Annotated in this window: 27 protein-coding genes; 14 read left to right on the top strand and 13 right to left on the bottom strand. The window is 65.3% G+C overall.

Annotated elements, in window-relative coordinates; translation table 11 throughout:
- Positions 1-11: 11 nt before the first annotated feature.
- Positions 12-755: a LysM peptidoglycan-binding domain-containing protein gene (locus tag EDF28_RS18620; RefSeq protein WP_123939383.1), complete on the bottom strand. Its 744-nt coding sequence runs from the start codon at positions 753-755 to the stop codon at positions 12-14.
- A gap of 202 nt (positions 756-957) precedes the next feature.
- On the opposite strand from EDF28_RS18620, the gene EDF28_RS18615 reads away from it, so the two are divergent.
- Positions 958-1,209, top strand: coding sequence for a hypothetical protein (locus EDF28_RS18615; RefSeq protein ID WP_111086565.1), 252 nt, complete (start codon positions 958-960; stop codon positions 1,207-1,209).
- Here EDF28_RS18615 and EDF28_RS18610 read toward each other — a convergent pair.
- The 3 genes from EDF28_RS18610 to EDF28_RS18600 all read right to left on the bottom strand — a co-directional run bounded on the left by EDF28_RS18610 (position 1,206) and on the right by EDF28_RS18600 (position 4,050).
- A complete protein-coding gene (locus EDF28_RS18610) occupies positions 1,206-1,778 on the bottom strand; it encodes a hypothetical protein (protein ID WP_123939382.1) in 573 nt (190 codons plus the stop codon). The genes EDF28_RS18615 and EDF28_RS18610 overlap by 4 nt on opposite strands.
- Positions 1,779-1,829: 51 nt before the next feature.
- Entirely contained in the window at positions 1,830-2,648 is an 819-nt protein-coding gene (locus EDF28_RS18605) for an aldo/keto reductase (RefSeq protein ID WP_123939381.1), read from the bottom strand.
- Positions 2,649-2,844: 196 nt separating this feature from the next.
- Entirely contained in the window at positions 2,845-4,050 is a 1,206-nt protein-coding gene (locus EDF28_RS18600; RefSeq protein WP_123673613.1) for an MFS transporter, read from the bottom strand.
- A gap of 333 nt (positions 4,051-4,383) precedes the next feature.
- Between EDF28_RS18600 and nrdH the strand changes: the two genes are divergently transcribed.
- The 5 genes from nrdH to EDF28_RS18570 all read left to right on the top strand — a co-directional run bounded on the left by nrdH (position 4,384) and on the right by EDF28_RS18570 (position 9,996).
- Positions 4,384-4,617: a glutaredoxin-like protein NrdH gene (nrdH, locus tag EDF28_RS18595; protein ID WP_017886897.1), complete on the top strand. Its 234-nt coding sequence runs from the start codon at positions 4,384-4,386 to the stop codon at positions 4,615-4,617.
- A 110-nt stretch (positions 4,618-4,727) separates the two neighbouring features.
- A complete protein-coding gene (gene nrdI, locus EDF28_RS18590) occupies positions 4,728-5,144 on the top strand; it encodes a class Ib ribonucleoside-diphosphate reductase assembly flavoprotein NrdI (protein WP_123939380.1) in 417 nt (138 codons plus the stop codon).
- Positions 5,145-5,161: 17 nt separating this feature from the next.
- Positions 5,162-7,267, top strand: a complete 2,106-nt coding sequence (gene nrdE / locus EDF28_RS18585; protein ID WP_123939379.1) for a class 1b ribonucleoside-diphosphate reductase subunit alpha — start codon at positions 5,162-5,164, stop codon at positions 7,265-7,267.
- A 502-nt stretch (positions 7,268-7,769) separates the two neighbouring features.
- The gene (nrdF, locus tag EDF28_RS18575; protein ID WP_110892181.1) at positions 7,770-8,771 is read left to right on the top strand and encodes a class 1b ribonucleoside-diphosphate reductase subunit beta; all 1,002 of its coding nucleotides are present in this window, start codon (positions 7,770-7,772) and stop codon (positions 8,769-8,771) included.
- 346 nt (positions 8,772-9,117) lie between these two features.
- Complete coding sequence (locus EDF28_RS18570) at positions 9,118-9,996, top strand: hypothetical protein (RefSeq protein WP_123939378.1); 879 nt, start codon at positions 9,118-9,120, stop codon at positions 9,994-9,996.
- A 497-nt stretch (positions 9,997-10,493) separates the two neighbouring features.
- Here EDF28_RS18570 and EDF28_RS18560 read toward each other — a convergent pair whose 3' ends face one another.
- From EDF28_RS18560 to EDF28_RS18550, 3 genes are all read right to left on the bottom strand, one after another.
- The gene (locus EDF28_RS18560) at positions 10,494-11,564 is read right to left on the bottom strand and encodes a hypothetical protein (RefSeq protein ID WP_123939377.1); all 1,071 of its coding nucleotides are present in this window, start codon (positions 11,562-11,564) and stop codon (positions 10,494-10,496) included.
- Between the two features lie 784 nt (positions 11,565-12,348).
- Positions 12,349-13,236: a toll/interleukin-1 receptor domain-containing protein gene (locus EDF28_RS18555; RefSeq protein ID WP_123939376.1), complete on the bottom strand. Its 888-nt coding sequence runs from the start codon at positions 13,234-13,236 to the stop codon at positions 12,349-12,351.
- A gap of 78 nt (positions 13,237-13,314) precedes the next feature.
- Entirely contained in the window at positions 13,315-13,623 is a 309-nt protein-coding gene (locus EDF28_RS18550) for a MazG nucleotide pyrophosphohydrolase domain-containing protein (protein WP_123939375.1), read from the bottom strand.
- A gap of 148 nt (positions 13,624-13,771) precedes the next feature.
- Here EDF28_RS18550 and EDF28_RS18545 point away from each other — a divergent pair, with 148 nt between their 5' ends.
- From EDF28_RS18545 to EDF28_RS18525, 5 genes are all read left to right on the top strand, one after another.
- On the top strand, positions 13,772-14,314 hold the full coding sequence (locus EDF28_RS18545; protein WP_123939374.1) for a hypothetical protein: 543 nt from the start codon (positions 13,772-13,774) through the stop codon (positions 14,312-14,314).
- A gap of 144 nt (positions 14,315-14,458) precedes the next feature.
- Positions 14,459-14,740, top strand: coding sequence for a hypothetical protein (locus tag EDF28_RS18540; RefSeq protein WP_123939373.1), 282 nt, complete (start codon positions 14,459-14,461; stop codon positions 14,738-14,740).
- A complete protein-coding gene (locus EDF28_RS18535) occupies positions 14,737-15,582 on the top strand; it encodes a DUF6602 domain-containing protein (protein ID WP_123939372.1) in 846 nt (281 codons plus the stop codon). The genes EDF28_RS18540 and EDF28_RS18535 overlap by 4 nt, the downstream gene beginning before the upstream one ends.
- Positions 15,575-16,048, top strand: a complete 474-nt coding sequence (locus tag EDF28_RS18530; RefSeq protein WP_123939371.1) for a hypothetical protein — start codon at positions 15,575-15,577, stop codon at positions 16,046-16,048. Before EDF28_RS18535 ends, EDF28_RS18530 begins: the two co-directional genes overlap by 8 nt.
- Before the next feature lie 378 nt (positions 16,049-16,426).
- Positions 16,427-16,942 (top strand): hypothetical protein, encoded by a 516-nt coding sequence (locus EDF28_RS18525; RefSeq protein WP_123939370.1) that lies wholly within the window; start codon positions 16,427-16,429, stop codon positions 16,940-16,942.
- Between the two features lie 108 nt (positions 16,943-17,050).
- On the opposite strand, the gene EDF28_RS18520 is transcribed toward EDF28_RS18525, so the two are convergent.
- The 3 genes from EDF28_RS18520 to EDF28_RS18510 form a co-directional block, all read right to left on the bottom strand.
- The gene (locus EDF28_RS18520) at positions 17,051-17,425 is read right to left on the bottom strand and encodes an HIT family protein (RefSeq protein ID WP_123939369.1); all 375 of its coding nucleotides are present in this window, start codon (positions 17,423-17,425) and stop codon (positions 17,051-17,053) included.
- Positions 17,426-17,561: 136 nt separating this feature from the next.
- Positions 17,562-17,987 carry a hypothetical protein gene (locus tag EDF28_RS18515; RefSeq protein WP_123939368.1) on the bottom strand — a complete coding sequence of 142 codons (426 nt, stop codon included), beginning with the start codon at positions 17,985-17,987 and terminating at the stop codon, positions 17,562-17,564.
- Between the two features lie 129 nt (positions 17,988-18,116).
- Positions 18,117-18,470 (bottom strand): SdpI family protein, encoded by a 354-nt coding sequence (locus tag EDF28_RS18510; RefSeq protein ID WP_123939367.1) that lies wholly within the window; start codon positions 18,468-18,470, stop codon positions 18,117-18,119.
- A gap of 105 nt (positions 18,471-18,575) precedes the next feature.
- Here EDF28_RS18510 and EDF28_RS19365 point away from each other — a divergent pair, with 105 nt between their 5' ends.
- Together EDF28_RS19365 and EDF28_RS18500 are read left to right on the top strand one after the other, a co-directional pair.
- Positions 18,576-18,815: a PLDc N-terminal domain-containing protein gene (locus tag EDF28_RS19365; RefSeq protein WP_185094302.1), complete on the top strand. Its 240-nt coding sequence runs from the start codon at positions 18,576-18,578 to the stop codon at positions 18,813-18,815.
- 110 nt (positions 18,816-18,925) lie between these two features.
- A complete protein-coding gene (locus EDF28_RS18500; protein ID WP_123939366.1) occupies positions 18,926-19,771 on the top strand; it encodes a serine hydrolase in 846 nt (281 codons plus the stop codon).
- Positions 19,772-19,938: 167 nt separating this feature from the next.
- On the opposite strand, the gene EDF28_RS18495 is transcribed toward EDF28_RS18500, so the two are convergent.
- Positions 19,939-20,988 carry a methionine synthase gene (locus EDF28_RS18495; protein ID WP_123939365.1) on the bottom strand — a complete coding sequence of 350 codons (1,050 nt, stop codon included), beginning with the start codon at positions 20,986-20,988 and terminating at the stop codon, positions 19,939-19,941.
- Positions 20,989-21,020: 32 nt separating this feature from the next.
- Positions 21,021-21,995: a putative oxygenase MesX gene (locus EDF28_RS18490; protein ID WP_123939364.1), complete on the bottom strand. Its 975-nt coding sequence runs from the start codon at positions 21,993-21,995 to the stop codon at positions 21,021-21,023.
- Between the two features lie 119 nt (positions 21,996-22,114).
- Here EDF28_RS18490 and EDF28_RS18485 point away from each other — a divergent pair, with 119 nt between their 5' ends.
- Positions 22,115-23,056, top strand: a complete 942-nt coding sequence (locus tag EDF28_RS18485; protein WP_123939363.1) for a LysR family transcriptional regulator — start codon at positions 22,115-22,117, stop codon at positions 23,054-23,056.
- Positions 23,057-23,131: 75 nt separating this feature from the next.
- On the opposite strand, the gene EDF28_RS18480 is transcribed toward EDF28_RS18485, so the two are convergent.
- Positions 23,132-24,625 carry a family 20 glycosylhydrolase gene (locus EDF28_RS18480; protein ID WP_123939362.1) on the bottom strand — a complete coding sequence of 498 codons (1,494 nt, stop codon included), beginning with the start codon at positions 24,623-24,625 and terminating at the stop codon, positions 23,132-23,134.
- Positions 24,626-24,683: the final 58 nt, after the last annotated feature.

Genomic DNA, 24,683 nt, shown 5'->3' with positions numbered 1-24,683 from the left:
CCGCGCCGAGGTCAGCGGCGCGCAGGGTCGAGGTTCAGCGTGCTGCCCTCGAGCAACCAGTCGTCGGCGCGGGTCTCCATGTACGGGTTGAGCCACTGCACCTCGGCCGGCGTGATGCCGAACCGCTGCGCGACCGTGGTCAGCTCGTCGCCGTGCGCCACCAGGTAGTCGGCCGGTCGTCCGTCGGCGTCCGTGACGATGCCGTACGCCCCCGGTCGGTCCTTGCCCACGGTGATGCGCAGGTCCGGGTAGGGGTTCGGGATCTTCCACTCCAGGGCGCCGGCGGCCAGCACCGATCCGACCCACGGACGCTTCGCGGGATCTTCGTCCGGCACTGAGGCAGGGACGAGGACGACACTGCGCAGGTAGTCCGGTCGTGCACCGGCGTCGTTCATCACCGCGGTCTTCGGCGGGCCGGAGGCGGCGGTCCACTCGGTCGTGTCCCGCGCCGAGGCGTCACCGCCGTCGAGCGGGCTGGCGGTCCGGTGCCGGAACTGCAGGCTCATCTGCTGCGGGTTGGTCGTGCGGTAGCCGGACAGCTGCGCGGTGAACGTACCCTCGTCGTTCGCCACGATGCGCACGTGGATGCTCGTGTCACCGCTCGGGGACGTGACGTCGGTCTCCGCCGCGACCGTGCCCGTGGGCAGGACCTGCTCGACCTCGTCAGGTTCCCCGTCGACTTGCTCGGTCGTGAGCGTCGGATCGGGGATCGGCTCCGCCGTCCGCTCGGCAGCTTGTCTGGTCGGCTTCGGCAAGGGGTCGTCCCCTCCGAATGCCGTGCAGCCCGTGAGCAGCAACCCCACCAGTGCGGTGCCGGCTACTGCGCTCGCCGCGGTCCGCGCTCGTGTTCGTCGTCGTTCGATCTCCCCCACGGCAGGGAGCGTACCGCCGGGGTCCGGCCCGATCGACCGTCGTGACCGAACTGGTACTCGGGGCACACGGACTACCGTCCGGGTCATGAGCGACAGCATCCCGGAGACGCCGGATCCCGACTCGACCGACACTGCGTACAGCCCGTCGAGCGAGCGAGAGACCGAGGCGTCGCAGACGAACCAGCGCAGCGACGCCGAACTCGAAGCGGACGGCATCGACACGTCCAAGATCACCGCCGCACCGGGAACGGGAGGCGCGGACGACGCCGGCGACGTGGAACCCGCACCGGGCGATCTGCACCTGCCGTGGCAGTCGGAAGAAGACCGTCGGGGCTAGCGCGCCACGCGGTCGAGTTCGCGGACGAGTTCCTCGCCGTCGCGGACGTCCCAGAACGCGAACACCTGCGGTCCGAACAACCCGTCGAGTCCGGTGTTCGCGTAGATCTTGGCGGTCGCTCCGCCGGCGAAGAACGCCGCCACTCCGCTCGGATCGCCGGTGTTCCACTCCACCGAACAGTGTCGTCGCCCCCCGGTCCAGGTGATGGTGCGATCGGTGCGTCCCACCGGAACCTCGCGTGTGGTGTTCGGCGTGATGATCAGTGCGCGGCGGTCGGTGACGGCGTACACGGTCGTGCGCTTGCGGTGGGCCTTCACGAAGAAACGCCCGAACACGAGGTGCAGGCCGACCAGCGACAAGACGATCGGGATGATCGCGCCCGCGCCGAGGTACCCGTTCCGCACGACGTCGGCCACTGCAAACGAGACGAAGCCGGTCCAGAACAGGGAGAACGGGACGAGGAAGCCGTCCCGCCCCGTGAAGAGCTTCGCCTGGTCGCTCGTGCCGGCCCAGTACAGGTGCTCGTCGGGCCCGAGGTGCTCACGTGCGGTCTGCTGAGGATCGTTCACCCCGAAGAACCTACGCCGTCACGCGAGCACCACGTCACGACGGCGCTCCCGTCACGACACCGAGTCGGGGTGCGAGCCCGTCCGCTGCCCGGACTCGAGCGTGGCGATCGCCGCGAGCTCGTCGTCGCTGAGCACGAAGCCGTCGACGTCGAGGTTCGACCGGATCCGCGACGGCGTCACCGACTTCGGCAGCACCACGACCCCCTGCTGCACGTTCCACCGGACGAGGACCTGCGCGACGCTCACCCCGTGTGCGTCCGCGATGCCGGTGAGGACCGGTTCGTCGATCAGCCGACCGCGACCGAGCGGCGACCAGGCTCCGGTGACGATGTCGTGCTGCTGGTGGAACTCCATGAGCTCGCGCTGCGGGAGCCACGGGTGCCGCTCGACCTGGTTGAGCGCCGGGACCTCGCCCGTCTCGTCGACGAGCCGCTGCAGGTGCGGCACCTGGAAGTTCGAGACACCGATGCTGCGCGCCCGGCCGGACTCGCGCAGTTCCACGAGCGCGCGCCAGGTGTCGACGTAGCGGTCGTTCGCCGCGGCCGGCCAGTGGATCAGGTAGAGGTCGACCGCGTCGAGCCTCAGCCGCTCGAGGCTGCCGTCGAACGCACGCAGGGTCGCGTCGCGCCCCTGGTGGTCGTTCCACACCTTGGTCGTCACGAAGACGTCGTCACGGTCGAGCCCGGAGGCCCGGATCGCGTTCCCGACGCCGGTCTCGTTGCCGTACATCTCGGCCGTGTCGACGTGCCGGTAGCCGGCTTCGAGCGCGAGACCGACCGCCGTCTCGGCCTCGGTGTCGTCGACCTTGTAGACGCCGAACCCGATCGTGGGGATCGCGGCGCCGTCACGCAGGGGAAGTGAACTGACCATGCACCCATCCTGCCGGTGCGTGGCGGGCGCGCGCCGGGCCTCCCGGCCATCTGTGGAGAACGCGACCCGCCCGCCGGAGGCACGTTCCTTCCCATACCGGCCGCGATGGCAATTGCAATCGGGCGTACCTGGTCAGAACTTTCGACCAGGTACGCCCGATTCGGCCAGGTACGCCGCCGAGAGCCCGCGCCCCCGCTCAGGTCGGCAGGACCACCGGCTCGGTGTCGGGGATGGGGCTGGCGTCACGGCCGCGCAGGTCGGGCAGCCAGCGCTTCGCCCCGAGCGCGACGACGACGCCCACCCCGGCCATGACCGCACCGACCGTGAAGCCGCCCACCGGGCCACTGCTGTCGATCAGGAAGCCGGCGACCGCGGAACCACCCGCGGCACCGATGAGCTGGCCGGTGCCCATCCAGCCGTAGGCCTCGGCCGTGTCGGAGAACTTGACGGTGGCGGAGACCGAGCCGAACATCACCGCGAGTGCCGGCGCGATGCCGATGCCCGCGATCACGAGGGCGATGCAGAGCCACCAGAAGTTCGTGCCGCCCAGGGCGAGCGCGAGACCGACGAAGACGATCGCCATGCGCGTCCACAGGGTGTTGGGGGAGATCGGACGGTGGCCGAAGGCCAGGCCGCCGAACAGGGACCCGACCGCGAAGACGGCCAGGACGATGCCGGCGTTCGGGCTGCCCTCGCCGAAGACGCTGGTGACGCTGGCCTCGACCGCCGCGCACGCGCCGATGAGCAGCAGACCGGTCAGGGTGGCGACGACGACCGACGGGCGCTTCAGCACGACGCCGAACGCGCGCTTCGAGCGGGGGATGCGGACGCGGCCGAGCTCGGGGGAGGCGATGAACCAGATGCCGCCGACCACCAGGAAGACCATGGCGACGACGATCGCCTCGACCGTGCCGACCTGGGTCGCGACGAAGGTGGTGATGACCGGGCCGGCGACCCAGATCAGTTCTTGGGCGCTGGCATCGAGCGAGAACAGGGGGGTGAGCTGCGACGAGGTCACCATCTTGGGGTAGATGGTGCGCACCGCCGGCTGCACGGGCGGGACTGCGAGGCCGCCGAGGAACCCGACCACCACGTAGCCCCAGAGCGGCATGAGCACGAAGCCGATGACCCCCATGCTCACGAGCGCGACGATGCTCGTCAGGATGAGGACGGGGCGCATGCCCCAGCTGCCCATCCAGCGGCTCGTGAGCGGGCCCGCCAGCGCCTGCCCGACACTCGTCGTCGCGAGCACCAGGCCGGCGGCGCCGTAGGAGTGGAAGACATGCTCGACGTGCAGCAGGTAGGCCAGCGAGAGCATCCCGAACGGGAAGCGCGCGGTGAGCTGTGCAGCGATGACACGACCCACGCCGGGGGTCTTCAGGAGGGGGCCGTACGTGCTCACGAGACGAGTGTACGGACCGGACGGATCGGGGTGTCACCCGTCCGGGGGAGGTGTGGAGGAGGTCCTCGTCGACACCGTTCTCAGACACGCCGACGGGAGGTGTCGAGAACTTCCGTCCACAGCTTGTGGAGAGTGTCGGTGGTGGGTGCGAGAGTGGCGGAAAACCGGGCCTCCGGGAATCCACAGTCTGTGGATCGGGTTGTGGAAACTACAGGCGTGTAACACTTTCTCTTGTGGTCGACGGGTCCGCCGGGCACAACATGTAGTAGCGTCGTCCTCAGCACCGCACACGAACTTCGGACCTGGAATCAGGCCCAGAAACCAGGGGAGAACATGGCCGTCACCGTCTACACCAAGCCGTCCTGCGTCCAGTGCACAGCGACGTACCGGGCCCTCGACAACAAGGGCATCGAGTACGAAGTGCACGACGTCTCCACCGACGAGGCAGCCCTCGAGCACGTCAAGAGCCTGGGCTACATGCAGGCCCCCGTCGTCGTCACGGACGACGACCACTGGTCGGGCTTCCGCCCCGACAAGATCGCGACGCTCAGCGCCGAACTGGCGTAGTCGCCTCCCGTCCTGTGGACGGTCACCCCGGACCCGCTCAGGAGGCCCGGATCACCGCCCACAGGACACCCCCGGTCCGTCTGTCTGCACCTTCCACCGAGGAGCGCGCCATGAGCCGATTGGTCTACTTCTCGAGCGTGTCCGGGTACACCGCGCGCTTCGTCGAGAAGCTCGGCCGCGACGCGGACCGGATCCCGCTCTACCCGAGCGAACCCTTCCTCCACGCGGACGAGCCCTACGTCCTGTTCCTGCCCACCTACGGTGGCGGCAACGGCGAGGGTGCGGTCCCCAAGCAGGTCATCAAGTTCCTCAACGACGCGCACAACCGCTCGCTCATCCGCGGTGTGGTCGTCGGCGGCAACACGAACTTCGGCGAGGCCTACGGCCTGGCAGGGGACGTCATCGCGCGGAAGTGCAACGTCCCCCTTCTCTACAGATTCGAACTCTTCGGGACCCCTGACGACGTGTCGGCGGTCAACACAGGATTGGATGCATTTTGGACGCAGCAGTTGCAGACGTCGATCTGACGTCGCCGCAGACGGGGATGGACTACCACTCCCTCAACGCGATGCTCAACCTCTACGACGCGGACGGCAACATCCAGTTCGACAAGGATCGTGAGGCCGCCAAGCAGTTCTTCCTGCAGCACGTCAACCAGAACACCGTCTTCTTCCACAATCTGAAGGAGCGGCTCGACTACCTGGTCGAGAACGAGTACTACGAAAAAGCGACGATCGACATGTACTCGCTGGACTTCATCCAGCGACTCAACGACCTGGCGTACTCGAAGAAGTTCCGGTTCCAGACGTTCCTCGGCGCGTTCAAGTACTACACGAGCTACACGCTCAAGACGTTCGACGGCAAGCGCTACCTCGAGCGCTTCGAGGACCGCGTCGTCATGACCGCCCTCGGCCTGGCCCAGGGCAACGAGCAGCTCGCGATCGACCTCGTCGAAGAGATCGTCGCCGGCCGCTTCCAGCCCGCCACCCCGACGTTCCTCAACACGGCGAAGGCCCAGCGCGGCGAACTCGTCTCCTGCTTCCTGCTGCGCATCGAAGACAACATGGAGTCGATCTCGCGCGGGATCAACTCGTCGCTGCAGCTCTCGAAGCGCGGCGGCGGCGTGGCCCTGCTGCTCTCCAACATCCGTGAGGCCGGTGCCCCGATCAAGCAGATCGAGAACCAGTCCTCGGGCATCATCCCCGTGATGAAGCTGCTGGAAGACTCCTTCTCCTACGCGAACCAGCTCGGTGCGCGTCAGGGTGCCGGCGCGGTCTACCTCAGCGCCCACCACCCGGACATCATGAAGTTCCTCGACACCAAGCGTGAGAACGCCGACGAGAAGATCCGCATCAAGACGCTGTCCCTCGGCGTCGTCGTGCCGGACATCACGTTCGAGCTCGCGAAGAACAACGAGGACATGTACCTGTTCTCGCCGTACGACGTCGAGAAGGTCTACGGCGTCCCCTTCGGCGACGTCCCGATCTCCGAGAACTACCGTGCGATGGTCGACGACTCGCGCATCAAGAAGACGAAGATCAAGGCGCGTGACTTCTTCACGACCATCGCCGAGATCCAGTTCGAGTCCGGCTACCCGTACATCGTGTTCGAGGACACGGTGAACAAGGCCAACCCGATCAAGGGTCGGATCAACATGTCCAACCTGTGCTCGGAGATCCTGCAGGTCAACACCCCGACGACCTTCAACGAGGACCTGTCCTACAAGGAGATCGGCAAGGACATCTCCTGCAACCTCGGGTCGTTGAACATCGCGCTGACGATGGACTCGCCGGACTTCGGCAAGACCATCGAGACGGCCATCCGCGGCCTGACCTCGGTCTCGCAGATGTCGCACATCGCCTCGGTGCGTTCCGTCGAGGACGGCAACGACAAGTCGCACGCCATCGGCCTCGGCCAGATGAACCTGCACGGCTACCTGGCTCGTGAGCGCGTCTACTACGGCTCCGAAGAGGGCATCGACTTCACGAACATCTACTTCTACACGGTGCTGTTCCACGCCCTGCGCGCCTCGAACAACATCGCCATCGAGACCGGCGAGACCTTCGACGGGTTCCGCGACTCGAAGTACGCGTCGGGTGAGTTCTTCGACAAGTACACCGACCAGGCGTGGACCCCCGCGACCGCTCGTGTCGCCTCGCTGTTCGACAACGCGAACATCACGATCCCGACGCAGGAGGACTGGAAGGCGCTGAAGGCGTCCGTCCAGGAGCACGGCATCTACAACCAGAACCTGCAGGCAGTCCCGCCGACCGGTTCGATCTCGTACATCAACCACTCGACGTCGTCGATCCACCCGATCGCGTCGAAAATCGAGATCCGCAAGGAAGGCAAGCTCGGCCGCGTCTACTACCCGGCGCCGTTCATGACGAACGACAACCTGGACTACTACCAGGACGCGTACGAGATCGGTGCCGAGAAGATCATCGACACGTACGCCGCGGCGACGCAGCACGTGGACCAGGGCCTGTCCCTGACGCTGTTCTTCAAGGACACCGCCACCACGCGTGACATCAACAAGGCCCAGATCTACGCATGGCGCAAGGGCATCAAGACGATCTACTACATCCGTCTGCGCCAGCTCGCCCTCGAGGGCACCGAGGTCGAGGGCTGCGTCAGCTGCATGCTGTAGAGCTGCTGCTCTCTTCCTGGAGGCGCGGGGCGGGCCCCGCCCCGCGCTACTAGGTCCACACAAGTCCATAAAAAGCTCAGGACCAGGTTCGCGAAAACCTGGTCCTGAACAGCCCCAAACAGGGACCCCAACTGAGCGCTGGAACGTCCACTGTACATGAGTCGAACTGGCCTGTCGGGCTGGGCTCTCGGGGCTGATTCAGCCCCGAGAGGAGGTGAAGACAGTGGGTAGAAGTGTCAACCGAAGCGCCTCAAGCGGCCGCTTCGTCAGCGCGGCTGCCGCCGCTCGTTGGCCGTCGAAGACGACCACCGAGCGTGTGGGCAGCGGTACAGGAAACTCCCGCACGGTGAATCGTTCCGCTGGTACTGGGCAGTTTGTGACAGCAGCAAGTGCGAAGCGAAACCCCGACGGCACCATCACGCAGCGCGTGTAGCGCTGGGGGCGGGGCAGGCTCAGGCTTGTCCCGCCCACCTCAACGGCAAGCCATATCCAGGAAGAAACCATGACCCTCACCGACCCGGTCCACGCCACGGGCAAGTCCATCCCGCTGATCAGTGCGGTCAGTGCCATCAACTGGAACCGAATCCAGGACGACAAGGACGTCGAGGTCTGGAACCGGCTGGTCAACAACTTCTGGCTCCCCGAGAAGGTGCCGCTGTCGAACGACGTGCAGTCGTGGAACACGCTGACGCCGGCAGAGCAGCAGCTCACCATGCGGGTCTTCACCGGCCTGACGCTGCTCGACACCATCCAGGGCACCGTCGGCGCGATCAGCCTGATCCCCGACGCGATCACCCCGCACGAAGAAGCCGTCTACACGAACATCGCGTTCATGGAGTCGGTGCACGCGAAGAGCTACTCGTCGATCTTCTCGACGCTGGCCTCGACACCCGAGATCGACGACGCCTTCCGCTGGTCCACCGAGAACGTGAACCTGCAGAAGAAGGCCCAGATCGTCCTCGACTACTACACCGGTGACGACCCCCTGAAGCGCAAGGTCGCCTCGACGCTGCTCGAGTCGTTCCTGTTCTACTCCGGCTTCTACCTGCCGATGTACTGGTCCTCGCGCGCCAAGCTCACCAACACCGCTGACCTGATCCGCCTGATCATCCGCGACGAAGCCGTCCACGGTTACTACATCGGGTACAAGTTCCAGAAGGGCCTCGAAGGCGCTTCCGAAGAGCGCAAGCAGGAGATCAAGGACTACACGTTCAACCTGCTGTTCGAGCTCTACGAGAACGAGGTGCAGTACACGCAGGACCTCTACGACCAGGTCGGGCTGACCGAGGACGTCAAGAAGTTCCTGCACTACAACGCCAACAAGGCGCTGATGAACCTGGGCTACGAGCCGATGTTCCCCAAGGAGACGACGGACGTGAACCCGGCGATCCTGTCGGCGCTGTCGCCGAACGCCGACGAGAACCACGACTTCTTCTCGGGGTCCGGGTCGTCGTACGTCATCGGCAAGGCGGAGAAGACCGAAGACGAGGACTGGGACTTCTGACCCCGGTCTGACTCATGGGGACGCCCCGCTGGCTTCGGCTGGCGGGGCGTTCCTGTTTCCGTATGTCGCCCCGTCAACGAAGTTCCGCGCGGACGGGCTATGTGAGACAGGGTTTGTCTACCTGCTGAAGCGTGGAGCGGTTTGTCCGGTGGTCGACCGTCTTGCGGACACGTAGGCGGAAGGCTTCCTGCAGGCAGGAGAGTAATCAAACAGCTGAAGGGCTCCTCACTTCACTGTCTTCGCGCCGAAGACGTGCCAACAGGAAGTGTCACCAGTCGTCGTTACGCTCGGGTCGGAAGCTTCAGAGAAGCCTTCACCGCAACCGCACCCGTGGGGGAAGTTAGAAGTGACTTGGAACAGCCTCGGCACGCTCAGTGCTCGCGAAGAGGCGGTGCTTGTGTGGTCGGCGATTTTGATCCTGGTCGTTCTCTCCAAACCGAGCTGGCGCCGAGCAGCCGTCCCCGCCGCTTTGGATGTCTTGCGCGCCATGCTTGTATGGCGGATCGTCGCGGTCTTCGGTCTCTTTCTTGTTTACATCGCCGGACTCATCTGGCTGGGAAGCTGGACCTCCGCTTGGAACCCGTCGCTCACGAAAGACACGGTGCTCATCGTGGTAGGTGCGAGCCTGCCACTCCTCTCGAAGGGCATCGTCAGCATTGAGGACGGCGGAAAGCTCTTCAAGCACTTCATCCAGGAGACCGTCGGAGCGACCGCGGTAGTGGTGTATGTCGCCGGCCTCGCTTCATACGCGCTGTGGATCGAGCTTCTTCTCCTACCTGTGGCTGTCTTCGCGACAGCGCTCAACGCCTTCGCGAGTAGGAGAGAGGATGGGCGAGCGGCGTCGATGGTCTCCTCGTTCGTTCTAATCGTGCTCGGGATCGCCGCCATCGTTTGGTCAGTATCTAGCCTCCTTCGAGGGGCGTCAGGCCTCGAATTCGGGGCGGAGATGCGAAGCTTCACCCTTACCATTTGGCTTCCGCTGGGTACGCTGCCGTTCGTGTATGCGACGGGCTATCTCACTGCGTACGGGCGAGTGCTCGCGCTCGTGCACGCAAGTAGCGGGATACGGGCAAGCTGGCAGGTGAGAATCGCGCTCCTGCTCGGGTTCAGGGGACGGCTTGGTGCGGTGAAAGGTTTCCACCCGTACACCAGCGGAGTGCGGGGCGACTCCTCCTTCCGCGAGGTGCTGCACGTAGCGATCGGTTCACCTCCCGCTCACCGTTGAGGGGGAGAGCACTAGTCGGTGTGCTCAGCGCTTGCATGACCGGCGCCAGCGCCAGCGCCAGCGCCAGCGCACTCACCGCGCTCCGCGAGACCGCCCCCGACTGTGCTGACTACATGCACTCCACTCGAGAGTCGTTCGGAAGTGGATCGTCAGGCGGACAGTCGGACAGCGACCTCATCGGGGGTCAGCTAATGACCGGTCGCACCCGCTCCAGACCAGTTGACGTCGGCGAGGAGGCCGTCCCGTCGCAACCCCGGAAGCCAACGAGACGCAAAGCGCTCGATGCCGCCGGACGTCCGGAACCCGCGCCGAGACCGGCTTCTACCTCCGGACCGCGCCGCATATCTGAGGCCGGCAGCTGTCAGCGAGCGACTCGGTGCCGTACGGACCTGCTCCAAGATGACTGCATGATTCCGACGGATGGGCCGATCCCGCAGCCTCACTAGGGGTACACAGATGGAGTATGTGCGGCACGTCGCCCCTTTGAGGTGACGGCGTCATACCTCAATGCGTAGGGCTGAGCCACTTCGCGTTAGTTTCCAGCAGGTGCCAGCATGTTTGTTCACCGCTTCAACGGCCCGCAGGTTCTCCTCGTATTTGCTGACAATGAGTACCGGGCCATTAGCGAGAGCGGAGTCGACTGTTGAAGTCAGCTGGAAAACGTCACTGTACGAGACATGGCCGTCAATGTACAAGACGACCTCGGAGCAATCGGCAACAAACGTATATGGACGGTGGTGCGTATCGGTCATTCGTCCGTAGCCCACGACGGCACTGCATGGGCCTGATGCGCCGACACCGTCTCGCACGTCGGTCAGTGACCATGTCGTGATCGTGCCGTTCGGATACGATGCCAGTCTGAACTGCGCGTTCCAGTCCTCATACCAAGAGGAAGCGCCGACGTGTCCACCTCGTCCGTTCTTCGAAGTGAGAAGCTGATCAACACCGAAGTGGCCAGCGGGGCTGTCGAAAGCGATTTCAACCTGGGTCGCCGACGCCTGCAGCGTAGCCGATAAGCTAAGCCCATGGCGATACGCATTGTCGAGAATCTCGAAGAGGAGACGCGCGGCGGTGCCTTGAACATCTGCCCCCCATGCGACTGAAACCCCGGACGCCTCCATGAATTCTACGATGCGCTGCACCGAGAGATTGGACGTCAGGTCGAGCTCGATACTAAATGCAAACAGTTCACGCAGTTGCGTCCGTGGCATGTTGAGTTGATCTCGACGGGCCTCTTCGTGCCGGGCTTCTTTCCACTGCTCGAGGAGTTCCTTGGTAAAGATAGAGTCGTTGCGATCGATCGCCGCGGCGTGGGTGCGGCAAAGCCAGATTCCATTGTCGAAGTGCTTCCGATCGGCGTCGGTTTGATGCGCGTCGTAACGCGCACTGCTGGGTGTTCGTCCGAGTATGTGAGCCGCTTCACCCACGTCCGACACTCCACTTCTCGTGGAGGACGATCCGGCGATGGTTCTCGTACTACACCATGGGGCCGAGCATTCAGCCCCCGCCCAGGCCATCAGCGTCTCGCGAGTTCGCTTCTGGAACTTGCCGTCTTCGGTGTTTGACACGACAGCCATCTTGCCGAAAACCGATCACGACTGCTAGTGATCCACAGCGCACGGCTTGAAATTGGGGTGCGTTCTTGCTCCGCCAGTCCGTCCCTCCAAAGGCCATCACCCAATGCGAGACCCAGTCCGTCCGCTCTCCTGCGCCTCTGCCCGTAACACGTCCGAAGGTGTTGCCGATCTGTCAAGCCCGCTCGGATCATGAGGGCTATAGCAGGCCAATCGTGTCTGTCAGTAGTCTCGTGCGAGGCCGTGACCACGACAGCATTCGGAGCCATCAGTGCCCAATCCTGCGCGTTGCTGGATTGCTTGCAGGCGCCAATGATGAGCAGCTTGCAGAGCAGGAACGGGTTGCCGCCCGCAAGTGCGATCAAGTCGAGTGGGCTGTGCCGGACCGTCGGCTTGAGCGTCCTGCCGATGGTTCCGTCTTGGAAGCCATGAGCGTCGATAACGACGACCCGAGCCTCTGTCTCGTGGGTCTTCAGCAACGAGTCTTGCAGAGCTGCGTCGGGGCCTGCGGCGTCGCCACAGCGTCGGAGCGTCGTACAGTCTCCGACGTTGGCCATTGTGAGAGCAACGGCCGGACACCGATACGGCGCCTATGCGGGACTGGGTGCCATCGTTTGCTGGCTCCCACGCGCGCGCGGCACGGAGGTCACTCTTCCCCTCGAGTGGAGCTCCGATGGCGTCGGACGAGAGCGAGTGCCGCGCTTCCTCGGGTGCGGTGTGCCGATCTCGTCGACGGCTGCCCACGCCTTCTACTGCATGAACGGATGCCACACCGAGATTAGGCGGGAGGCTGCTCAGCGACAGCGGGTGACCAGGCGAGCCGACGACCTTCTGCCATCGTCCTGGTCGCCGCTGATTGCAGCGACGTCACCGTCACTTTCACATCCTTGCCTAACCGGCGGTAGATTTCCGCAAAGCCCGCGTCCTCCAACTCCCTCGTCACCTTCTTGTCCTCGCTGACGAAGACGTAGAGGTCTCCGCTCAGCATGTGAACCACCTGATCGACTCTCACCGTCCCCTTCGATGCGACGGCGACGGCGGCACTAACTGCCGCTGGATCGTCGTCGCGAAGATGTTGCTCAACCCTCGACTGGTTGAAGGTCCGAGCCTGAGCAGTGTCGATCGAGCGAACTCGCTCGACCAGCTCCTCCAACATCTCCTGCGTCGAACGGTGGCGCTTCGGCGCGGCATTCGGATCCGGCGCCCACGACTCCTGAATTGATTTCCACGCCGCGTCGAACAGCGTCGCCACCGTCCCCGCCGGGAACGAAGCCCGATTGTGCTGAGCTACCTCGGTGAACAGTCGCAACATTTCTGCACGGTCATGGAAGAGAACTGACTGGAACGGCGCCAACGGTGTGTCGACCTCGGCTCGGCCCAGGTCCATGAGGACGACTGCCACACGCCGATCTAGCAGGGTGGCGAGTGCGCCGCCCTCGTAGTTGATCCAAGGTCGGTCTTTGTTCGCGGCCGAGAGCACCACGATGCCGTAGTCCGTCGCTGACAGCTTCGCGTCGATCATCGGGATGCCCCGTTCGCCAAGCGGAATGTCCTGGCTCGATACAAACGGCTCGACTTCGCCGGCACACACGCTTATCAGCGCATCCCTCAAAGCCTCGGCCACGTGTTGCTCGGCCGCCCCGGACCAGCTGATGAACACCTTCATGCTCGTGACGTTACCGGACCCAGCACCGGCCAACGCGAACTGTCTTAGCACCGATGATGTCCGCTAGCCGATTGGCTACTACAACGGTTTCCAGACGAGCCACTTCTTCTCGACCTCGTCTGAAAGGTCAACATCGAAGCGACGGGCGATGAGGAGGAGCTGCGCGAGCACGTCTGCGAGCTCGGAGCGGAAGTCAGTCTCCACTTCCTCCTTCGTTCGCCCCTTGTCGCGCGCCTGTCCGGCACGAGCGAGGTACGCCTGCGTGAGCTCTCCGACTTCCTCGTTGAGCTTCAGTAAGAACCAGTCATTGGTCCGGTCGATCCCGTGACGTTCCGCGTAGAACGCAGACACCTGTTCGACCTCGTTGCTCAGCTCGTCGATGTGCATCATGGCAGTGTCGCATCCACACTCACCGGGGCAAGCGGATGCCGGTCACAAGGCACAGAGCATCGTCTCGCTGACCGATCGGCTATCGGGCATGCTGCCCCTCGTGTTTGAGCCATCATCAGCAGTAGGTTCCTCAGAGGAGGGGTCGATGACCAGTCACAACTTTCGGAGCCTGCGGGGCTCGGTGATCGCTGGGTCACGGGCTGACACTTGGGCAGCAGCGGTCGAAGAGTGGGAAGTGGCTGGGCTGGAGGAAGATCCAACGAGCACCGGCACGTGCGTATGCGGCAACACCGGACTCCGCTACCTCTACACGATCCGCAACCCCACCACCGGCCACGAACTGTCTCCGATCGGAAGCGTGTGCGTTGAGTACTTCGAGGTTCCCGAGCTGACAGAGGGTGTGACTGCCCTCCGGAGGCTCTTCAACCTGCGCGCCGCCTACGTCAACCGGCGGCCCGTCGTCCTCACGACCGAATATTTCTCTCGTGCGCTGCTCGCCGACCTGTGGGAGAACGGCGCGTTCCCCGACAACGGCTACAACAGGCACAACGGGGAGAACGATTACCGGTTCCTTCTCGACTGGTTCAACAGCCACAGTGAGCCCAGTGAGAAGGAGGTGCGGAAGCTTTGGGTCCTAGTGAACAGGACGATCCCGCGGTTCGTCCTGACTGACAAGCGGCTGAGCTAGCGCGTCATCGGTGCCGTTGGCGCACTGCTCTCGCCACGGGTTCAAGTGGGCGTTGCCGGAACACCACGCGGTGCTACGGACCGACAGGGGCTAGCCAGTGCCGGGTGGTGTGGATATGTTGTGGTTCTCTACTGAAGGGTTCCCGTGTCTGATTCCAGCAAGCCGCCGGCTCGGCACAGCGACAAAGGCCCCACGCGGCATGACTTCAAGATGCCGAGTACGGGTGAAGTCGTCCCGGTTTATGCAGGTAAGAAGCTTGGTCGCGCGCTCGACGAGCTCCAACATGACTTCACGATCTACGAGGGCGTTCGGATGGCACAGGTCATCGAGGCAGTCTACAAACAAGGCTTGAAAGATGGCGCCGGAGCCAGGCCGCCGGGGCGCCCTCCGTTGAGCTCTGGCGAAGAGTTGGACGAAGACGAGTGACCGGCACTGACGCGCGGGTGCCTGGGCGCTTCGAGGAGATTATGAAAGGCGTCGCGGAGCGCCTACTGACTGACTTCAAGCTCACTGCCGCGCTCCACCATAGCGGGTCGAAAGGGTCGGTACGCGAAGATCGGCTGCGTCTGGATTTTCTGGAAAAATACCTTGTCGGTACCGTTGCGGTTCTCGGCAGCAGCGAAGTTGTGGCAGCAGATGGCCAGGTCTCGCGACAAAGTGATGTGCTCATCGTTGACCCGTCGGTCCCACCGCTCTGGGATGCTGAAGGATATCGAGTCGTCCCCGCTGAGGCTGTCGACGCTGTCATTGAGGTGAAGTCGCAGCTGACGCTCGCCGAGCTACGTTCCGCGTGGCAGAATATTGCCTCTGTCAAGCGACTGCCCAAAACTGCCTACGGTCCAGAGGCCGGACCAATCGAATATCGAACCACGCTGTACGGGCGCGAGTGGGACACCTGGCCTACCCTGGGTTTCGTTTTTGCCTACAGCAGTAATGCCAATCTCGAAAGCCTGGTCACCGAATTTGGTGCACTTGCCGGGGATGAGCCCGATCCCTCCAAGCGGTTGGACGCAGTCTTTATCCTTGACCGCGGAATGCTCTTGTGGCAGAACCCCGAGACGCAACAGGTCAGTCTGACTCCAGGACCCAGCACGTTGTTTGCCGTTGCTGCCGACGCATCGCCGAGTCAAGTGCTCATGTCGATGGTAGCTGGATTGAATAGCATTTTATCACAAGTGCATCACAAGCCGATCAGGTTGAGTGCATACCTTCCGCCAGACTATGGAACGATTACACACCGCGTGCTGACCATTAAGACTCATGACTGACACCGGCCTCATTAACAAGATGGCCGACCAATGGGCATCAAATTACGGCCTCGTCAGGTACGAGCGTTATGTTGGCGAAACGACTCTTGCTCCTTTAACACACCCGTCGGAGCGAGACCGGCTCCGCACGGCGGAGCGAGAACACTACGGACACCTGCTCCTCGACCACTCACGAGCCTTCAAGAGGGCCGGTAGCGGCAGATTCGAGCCTGCAGTCATGGTGTCAGCGCCCTACGAGGATACGCTTCGGCGCGAAATTGGCCGCCGGGAGAAAATTGTGGACGAGGCGTTCGCCCTAGCGGACGCACTGGGGATGCGTGTGCGAATAGGACACCCAGCGGACATGATTTATGACAGTAATCCATCGGGCGAGTTCCCAATCTTGCCGATTGTCTGGTGGAAGCATGAACGCTTTTCCCTTGCCTACCCTCCGGTGCCGGGTTCTCAGGCTGTCGATTCCGACTGAGTGATTGGACGGCGCCAGCGCCTTCCCCGGGACATTTTTCTCTGGGGGCGACGTGAGTGCACTTCGCGTGGCGCCCTGCCCTGCTCCGCTGCGGCAGGCCCTCGGAGGGTTCGCGCTGGAGTGATGTACGTCGGCCGCAGCAACTCGAAGCGGGGCAAGGCGGGAGTGGGTTCCACTCGAGTGTCAGAGGGCAGTTCGCGTTGCCGATGCTGCTATGGACCTAGTGCTGCCTGCGCTGCCCTGCAGTTGGGGCACCAGTCGACGCCGTCTGCTGAGCAGTCCCACCCGGACGACTCGGCATGGCCGCGCGCGCCCTGGTAACTCACCGCGTTGGGGCCGATCAGGGCGAGATTTTCGCTGCACTGGTAGCCGTCGCAGGTGAGCACGATCGCGGGGTGGATTGCCATGCTGTCTCGTTCCTCGCCGGCGTTAGGCGTCGACGGTGATGCCGAGGCTGATCCACCCGTCGGGGATCGACTGGAGGTATGCCGCCAGGGCGGCGTCGTAGTTCGGCCCGGACGCCTCGTGCGGTTGGATCTCGGTCCATCGGGCGACGGCGCGGACGGTGATGTTCTCGGCCGCAGTCGAGCTCAGCGTGTTCGTCTGCGCGACGTCGTACCCGGTGAGATCCAGGCCGTCGACGGCGCCGGCCCGGGCGGTGCTCTGGTCGTCCGCGTGGCCGTCAGCGCTGATGGTGTTCGTGGAGCGGATCGTCTAACGGACGTCGGTGTCCTCTGGCGCATCTCTGCGACGGCGGATAGCTCGGAGAACCGCTCTCCAGCTGGCGAGGTACACCACGAGGCCGATTGCTATTGCGATCGTTTGCGGGGCGCCGACGAGCACGAGTACCAGCGCTGCGAGGAGCGCTGCCAGAAGAGCGCCGACGAGAAGTAGGGTCTGGAAGTTGCGCAGCCGCCGCTCGGCTCTGGTCGCTCGCATGTTTCGAATCTAACGAAAGCGTCCGTCAGCCGATCCGCCTCAGGATGCCCCACGAGCGTTCATTCAGTAGTACCCGCGGCCCAGGACAGCGTGACGAACTCCGCCCGCCGGCGACATCACATCCCCGTCGAAGCGAGGCATGACGTGCATGTGAGCGTGGAAAATGGTCTGGCCCGCCGCCACACCGTCGTTGAATCCGACGTTGTAGCCAGTAGGACTGTGACTCTCATCGAGTTGGTGCTTCACAACGGCCACCAGCTCGGTCATGGCGACAACCTCCTCGGCAGTCGCGTCGAACCAGCTCGCCATCGCGCGCTTCGGGATGACGAGAGAATGCCCCGGCGACACCGGGTGCGCGTCACGGATCGCGAAGACCAGAGCGTTCTCGGCGATCCAATCGTCACGCGGGACCTGCTCGAACACCGACGTCTTTGGCATGCCCCTACTCAACCGTGTTCGCACGTCTCATTCAACGATCGTCTGTTGAGACGCCGGCGCACGCTCGCCTAAGACTTCTTTTGGCACGGGGGCGCTCGCAGGTGTGATCTAAGCGAATGCCGCCCTCCGGGCACAGTCAGGCCGGCGGCGTCGTCCCTGCGCCCTCGGTGTCGTCCGCGCCTGCCGGCCCTGTTCCGGCTTGATCGAGGTTCTCGTGCGGGTCGCCCATGTCCCCGGTCGCCGCCCCAGCGACAGACAGCCCGAAGTGTTTGCGGACGGCGTTCGCATCGGCGAGGGACAAGGTGTGTCCGGGCCCGAGTGACGGCGCGCCCTTGATCGCGTTCTTTGTGTACCCGACGTGCAGATCCGTGCCCTCGAAGGTGGCGTCCTCGACCGGGACGAGCGCCTGGTGTCTCCCGAGCATTCCCGTCGCGACGCTGACGTAGGCCGCGCTTCCGTCCTCGTCGGAGGGGAACACTTGCGTCACCTTGCCGACCGTCGCGCCGTCGCGATCACGGACCGTCGCGCTCTCGACCTGATGGATGAGGCTCTTGGAGATCATGGGCGTAGTCAACGCCGTGCGCCTGACGCTTCGCGGCAACGCGTGTTCGGACGGGAGGCGCGGTGCGAGCTGGCACCGTGCCTCCCGTCCGGCGCTTGGCACGCAGACCCGGAAGAGACGACTTCGCGATCATTCCTCGAGGGACGCTCGACGGATGGCACGGTGCGCCACCGGAATCGACAGGAGTGCGCCGCCGACGAGCATTCCTGCGGCTGCGAGGACCGAGACCGGATTGCGGAGCGGAGCAAGGCCGATGCTGGCCAGGCACCACGCCGCGGTGATCGTCCCGCTGATGATCGTGGGACGCAGTGCCGCATGATGCCCGATGCGCCAGGCCGCATCGCTTGGCATGGTGGTCCGGGTCCGGATGCCGGCGAGATCGTTCCGAGCCAGCGACCCGTTCGCGGCCCTCCAGGTCAGCCAGGTCACGAGTACCGCGGCACCGACCTCGAGAGCCAGCGCGAACACCATTGCCTCATCCATGGGTTCGACGCTACTGTGCGGAAGTATGAACGGCAATGTTTCGGTTGTTGTCTTGTTGCCAAGCAGGGGAACGGACAGAATGTCGAATCCGACGGAGGACTGGGCGTGAGCCCTCTCGTCCCGACAACGTTGGATGGCGCCGCGATGAGTGTCTGCATCTTCGGGCTGTTGCTTGCCCTTGCAGCTCTCGCGTCGCTGATCAGAGCCGCGTCACCGACGGGATGGCATGTGCTCGCCTGGGCTCTCGTCGTCCTCTTCGTCCCCTTCGTCGGTCCGGTGTCGTGGTTCGCCGTTCGGTTCCGTGGGCGGCGGCAGAGGCTCCGGTACCTCGATGACGACGCCTGATTCCCATCGAATGGCGAGCGGTGATGTCCCGAGCCGCCAGTGCCGATTCTGGTCGCGGCGGAACGGCCCTGCAGACCCCCTGACGACGCTTCTGCGGAGGGAGAGATCAGGTGCGGACCCCGCGTCAACTTCAAGGGCTCTGGCGTGCGAGTCTTCGCACGGCTGACGGCTGGCGGACCGTCCGGGAACCCCGCGGGCCCTACGCCACCGCCTCGGTACTCGAGTGGGGGAGCATCACGAAGGGACTCGTGGGCACGACGGCCTGGCTCACACTCGAGGTCGAGCGGCCGGTCGTGTACTACCTCCCCGGGGTGCCCGATTCCGAGATGACGGTTGCTGACCTCATCCACCACACCTCGGGTCTGCCCCGGCTTCCGGCCACGATGCGCGACCGCCTGTTCGGCGACCCGTACCGAGAGTCTGTCGGGGTTCCTCTGGATCTGGCAGCTGCGGTGCCGGCCACGCCCCGAGGCCAGTTCGTGTACTCGAACCTCGGGTACGCGCTGCTCGGCGCAGTGCTCGACGAGGTACACGGCGACTGGTTCGCCGCCGTGCGCCAGCAAGTCTTAGACCCGGTGGGGATCAGCTCGGCGGCCCTCGTGCCAGCGGACGCAGACCGCGTGGTGCCGAAGCTGTTCGGTCGTCCGATCAGGCCGTGGGCGCTCGGAGAATCGTCGTTCGCGGCGGCTGGCGGCGTCTGGTCCACGTTCGACGACCTCTGCCGCTACGCCGATTGGGCGCTCGAGCCCGGCGCTGCGCATTCCCGCACGGTGAGCTGGCAGCGGGAAAGGGCATCGATCTGGATCAACGGAGAGGTGCGAGCGGCAGGTGCGGTCATCGCCAACGCGGCAGGAGTCACCGCCGCGGTCCATGCGCTCGCGAAGGCTCCGCACGCGGCAGACAGGATCGCCACGGCGCTCATCGAGCAGGAGGTGCGGTCGACACGCGACGGCTGATGTCCGCGGTTGACGGGCGGTGAAAGGTGACGCCGGTACCGACGCGACCCGTCAGCCGGACGGCAGCCGCGCCTCCAGACCGGATCGCGAGCCGGCCACGGGAAGGACGCAACGAACAGAGCGGCCCTCCTCCTTCCGGAGGGCAGCCGCCCTGCAGATGGTGACGGCTAACGCGCCGACGGGACCGCCGTTCCGACGAGCTCGGCCCGCACGATGGCCGCCCCAGCGGACAGCGCCCCGAGCTTGTCCAGCGCGGCCCCACGGGCGAGGGGAGCCATCCCGCAGTTGGAGCTGGGGATGAGCTTGTCGGCGTCGACGAACTCGAGCGCCCGACGCAGCACCTCCGCGACCTCCTCCGGCGCCTCCACGGTCTCGGTCGCGACATCGATCGCCCCGAGCATGACCTTCTTCCCACGGATCAGCTCGACGAGGTCGAGCGGCACGTGTGAGTGGATGCACTCCAGCGAGACGATGTCGATCGACGACTGCTGCAGGAGCGGGAACGACTGCTCGTACTGCCGCCATTCGGCCCCGAGCGTCTCCTTCCACTTGTTGTTCGCCTCGATGCCGTAGCCGTAACAGATGTGCACGGCGGTCTCGGCGCGCAGGCCCTCGGTCGCGCGTTCCAGCGCGGCCACACCCCAGTCCTGCACCTCGTCGTGGAAGACGGTGAAGGCGGGCTCGTCGAACTGGATGATGTCGACGCCGGCGGCTTCGAGTTCGCGCGCTTCCTGGTTGAGGATCGTGGCGAACTCCCACGCCAGCTTCTCGCGGCTCTTGTAGTGCTGGTCGGAGAGGGTGTCGATCATGGTCATCGGGCCGGGCAGTGCCCACTTGATCGGCCGGTCGGTCTGCGCGCGCAGGAACTTCGCGTCCTCGACGAACACCGGCTTCCGGCGACTCACGGCACCGACCACGGTCGGGACGGCCGCGTCGTACCGGTCACGGATCCGGACGGTCTCCTTGCGCTCCAGGTCGACGCCGTCCAGGTGCTCGATGAACGTCGTGACGAAGTGCTGGCGGGTCTGCTCGCCGTCGCTGACGATGTCGATGCCGCGGCGCTCCTGCTCGTGGACGGCGGAGCGGAGTGCGTCCTGCTTGCCCTCGGTGAGTGCTGCGCCCTGCAGGTTCCAGGGGGACCAGAGCTTTTCGGGCTCGGCGAGCCAGGACGGCTTCGGCAGGCTGCCGACGATCGAGGTGGGGAGGAGGGACGTCATGCGGGTGCGGGTCCTGTCAGGAGGGAACGAGGTCAGAGGGAAACGGCGGCGTCGGCAGCGAAACGCGAGAGGAGCGCGTGGTGCGGCGTCACGAGGTGCTCCTCGGTCCACCGACCCTGGGTGATCCCGAGGCGGCTGCGCTCCGCACGGTCGTAGGTGACCGGGGTGGGCGTGAAGTCGGTGTGGTCGAGGGTGGGGCGGTAGGTGCTCCCGGCCGGGGTGTTCGCGGCGTAGATCTCCGGGCGGTAGATCTTCTGGAACGTCTCCATGGTGGCGATCGTGCCGATGAGCTGGAGGTCGGTGTAGTCCCCGGTCAGGTCGCCGCGCGTGTAGAACGCGAGCGGGGCCGACGCTCCGGCGGGCTGGAAGTACCGGACCCGCATGCCCATCCGACCGAAGTAGTCGTCGGTGAGCGAGGAGTGCTCGTGCTCGTACTCGGCGCCGAGGACTGGGTGGACGTACCCGGTCCGGCGGTAGGTCTGGCTCGTCGAGACGCTGATGCAGACGACGGGCTCGGCACTGAAGTCCGAGCGGAACGCGGAGGACTCCAGGAAGCGCTGGAAGAGCGCCCCGTGCAGCGCCCCGAAGTCAGACGGCAAGCCCGGCGATGACGGCAGCAGCACCGAGAAGTCGTAGTCGCGCAGGTACGACGAGAAGTTGTTGCCGAGGATGCCGTGGTGGTGCTCGCCGGTGTGCTGGTCGACGATCGTGACGTCGAGCATCTCGAGCAGCGGGAACTCGGCGTCCGATCCTCCGTCGGAGAACGCCAGTGCGGCCGAGACGATGTCGAGCTGCAGTCGGTAGCGGTCACCGGCAGCGCCAGCAGAAGCCCCCGCGAGGTCGTTCGCGCGCCCGTCGATCATCGCCAGCGCAGCACGGAGGTTCTGCTGACGGTGCTCGCCGCGCGCCAGGTTGGCGAAGTTCGTGGTCAGCCGGGAGCTGTCGGCGGGGGAGTAGTCCTCGTCGAACCGGGTCCGGGTGATGCTGAAGGTGAGGTCGTTCGCCATGGTCGGCAATCTGTTCGTCGAGCGCCCGAGGGCACTGGGGAAGGGGTACGTCGATCATGACGGGAACCGCAGGCCATCAGGTAATACCGAGACGCTATGCGGCGGTATAGCCTCGGCCTATGGCTCGGGTCCCGAACGACATCACCCTGCAGCAGCTCCGGTACTTCATCGAGGTCGCGACCGAGGGCTCGATCAGCGCCGCGGCCGATCTGCTCTACGTGTCGCAGCCGACGATGTCCGCGGCGATGAAGGATCTGGAGACGCGGATCGGGCGCCCCCTCTTCGTCCGCTCGGCACGGGGCGTCGTGCTCACCGTCGACGGTGTCGAGTTCCTCGGGTACGCCCGGCAGGTCATCGAGCAGGTCTCCCTGCTCGAGCAGCGGTACGTCGGCCGGCAGCGGTCGCGCCGGCTGCTCGGGGTGTCCTCCCAGCACTACTCGTTCGCCGTGGAGGCCTTTGTCCGCATGGTCGAGGGCGCGGCCGCGGACGAGTACGAGTTCTCGCTGCGCGAGACACGCACCTGGGACATCATCGAGGACGTCCGCACCCTGCGGAGCGAGGTGGGCATCCTCTACCGCAACGACTTCAACAAGCAGGTGCTCGGCAAGCTGCTGCGGGACGCAGGGGTCGTGTTCACGCCGCTATTCGTCGCCGAGCCGCACATCTTCGTGGCCCGCCGGAACCCCATCGCGTCACGGGAGCGTGCGACCCTCGACGACCTCGCCGACCTGCCGCGGCTGACGTTCGACCAGGGCGCGAACAACTCCTTCTACCTGGCTGAGGAGATCCTGTCGACGATGTCGAGCAAGCGGGAGATCCGCGTCTCGGACCGGGCGACGATCTTCAACCTCATGATCGGCCTCGGTGGGTACACGATCTCCACCGGGCTCATCAGCGACGACCTCGATCCCGAGATCGTCGCCATCCCCCTCGACGTCGACGAACGCATCGAGATCGGCTGGATCGCGCACGCTTCGGTTCCGCTCACCGTGCAGGCGCAGACGTACCTGGACGAGTTGCGCGCGGTGGTCACCAGTTACGGCGTGGAGCCGCTGGGGTAGGTCCGGCGGTGGATCCGGCGGGTCCGGTTGGTCCGGCTGTTCCGGCGGTCGGCCTGGAGGCCCGTCACGCGTCCGTCAGGAGGCTGCGGTCTCGATCATCGCCTTCACGTGCGGCGCGCTCCACCGCAGGAGCGCGTCAGCAGGTGGACTCTCGAGGTCCTCGCCCCAGATCGCGACGGCCGCGCCCGACATCGGAGCAGCGAGACGTGCTCCGGAGTCGCCGTCCCACGTCCGGAGCGACCAGTGCTGGCGGAGGTCGGCGACGGTGTACTCGCTGTCGGCCGGGTCGAGGTCGGTCGGCACCTCGTACAGGTAGTACGAGTTGTAGTTGAGCAGGTCGATCCCGGCCTGCTGCAGGTCGACCGCACTCGCCCGTCGCGCTCGGCGTTCGCGGCGCTCGGCTGCGTCCTCGGTGTCACCGTCGAAGCTCCAGTACGTGACGTGGATGCGCGGATCCAGTCGCCCGACCGCAGCGCGATCGATCCCGTCGTTCCAGGCCCACACCTCGCGGTTGCCGAGCGCGGCCGCCATCGCGTTCATCCACGCGACGCGTTGGACGGCGGTGACGTCGCCGCCCCATTCGTCTCCACCGATGTGCACGGTGCGACTGGACGGGAACGTCCGCTGCACCTCGGCGTACAGCTTGGTCGCCAGCGCGAGACTGCCCGGCGCCGACGGGTCGAGCTCGCTCTCGCCTGAACGGATGCGGTCGACCCACTTCGTGCCGTGCTCCGCCTCGAGCAGGGCGAAGGCGGCAGCCATGTGGCCGGGGGTGTCGACCTCGGGCACGATCGCCACGCCCCGCTTCGCCGCGTACTCGGCGATCGTGCGTGCCTGTGCGGCGCTGAGGAACGGACGACCGGTCACGCGGCTCGTGTAGACCCCGTGGTCGAGATCGGCGTTCGCGAGGGTCTGACCGAGGACCTTGCTCTCGATCCCGACGTTCTGGTCATCGGTGAGGTGCAGGTGCAGGAAGCGGCCGCCGTCGTCGGCGAGCAGGTCGATGTACCGCTTGATCAGTGCCACGGGGTAGTAGGCGCGAGCGACGTCGAGCATCACGCCGGTCTGGGGACGTGGTCGGGGCGTCGGCTTGGTGGTGACGGTCGAAGCAGACGTGCGGCAGTGCTGCCCGGAGTACGCACCCACGCAGGCGAGGACCGAGTACTTCCCGGCCGCGGCACGGGAAGGCGTCGTGCGGACCGCGCTGACCGTCGTGCTCGAGCCCGGGGCGAGTGGTTTCACCGCGACCCGGCCGAGCGAGTACTTCTCCGTGCCGGTCGACAGGGAGAGCCAGGCCGACGAAGCTGGCTTCCGCACCGAGGTGGTGTTCGTGACCTTCAGGGTGGCCCGCACGGCGCTGCCGGTCGAGGTGACGGTGGACGCCGCGGTGACCTTGGTCACCGTCACCGGCGACGCCGCGGTGTCAGCGGACCCGGCGACCGCATCGATGCCGACCAGCGCTGCTGCCGACACGGCGATCGCCAGACCGACCGCGATGGTCCGTCTGACGGAGTGCGGCGCGGTCGGCGGACCGGCAGTCGGGTCCGGAGTTCCGGTGGAGGAGGGCACGGAGACGACGGTAGTTCACCAGGGTTGCGCGGTTAGCATTGCCCGACCCGGCGCCCGG

The organism is Curtobacterium sp. PhB137, from assembly GCF_003814955.1.
GTDB lineage: Bacteria > Actinomycetota > Actinomycetes > Actinomycetales > Microbacteriaceae > Curtobacterium.
The sequence above is the reverse complement of the archived record's forward strand: the minus strand, read 5'-3'. Positions and strand labels throughout refer to the sequence as shown.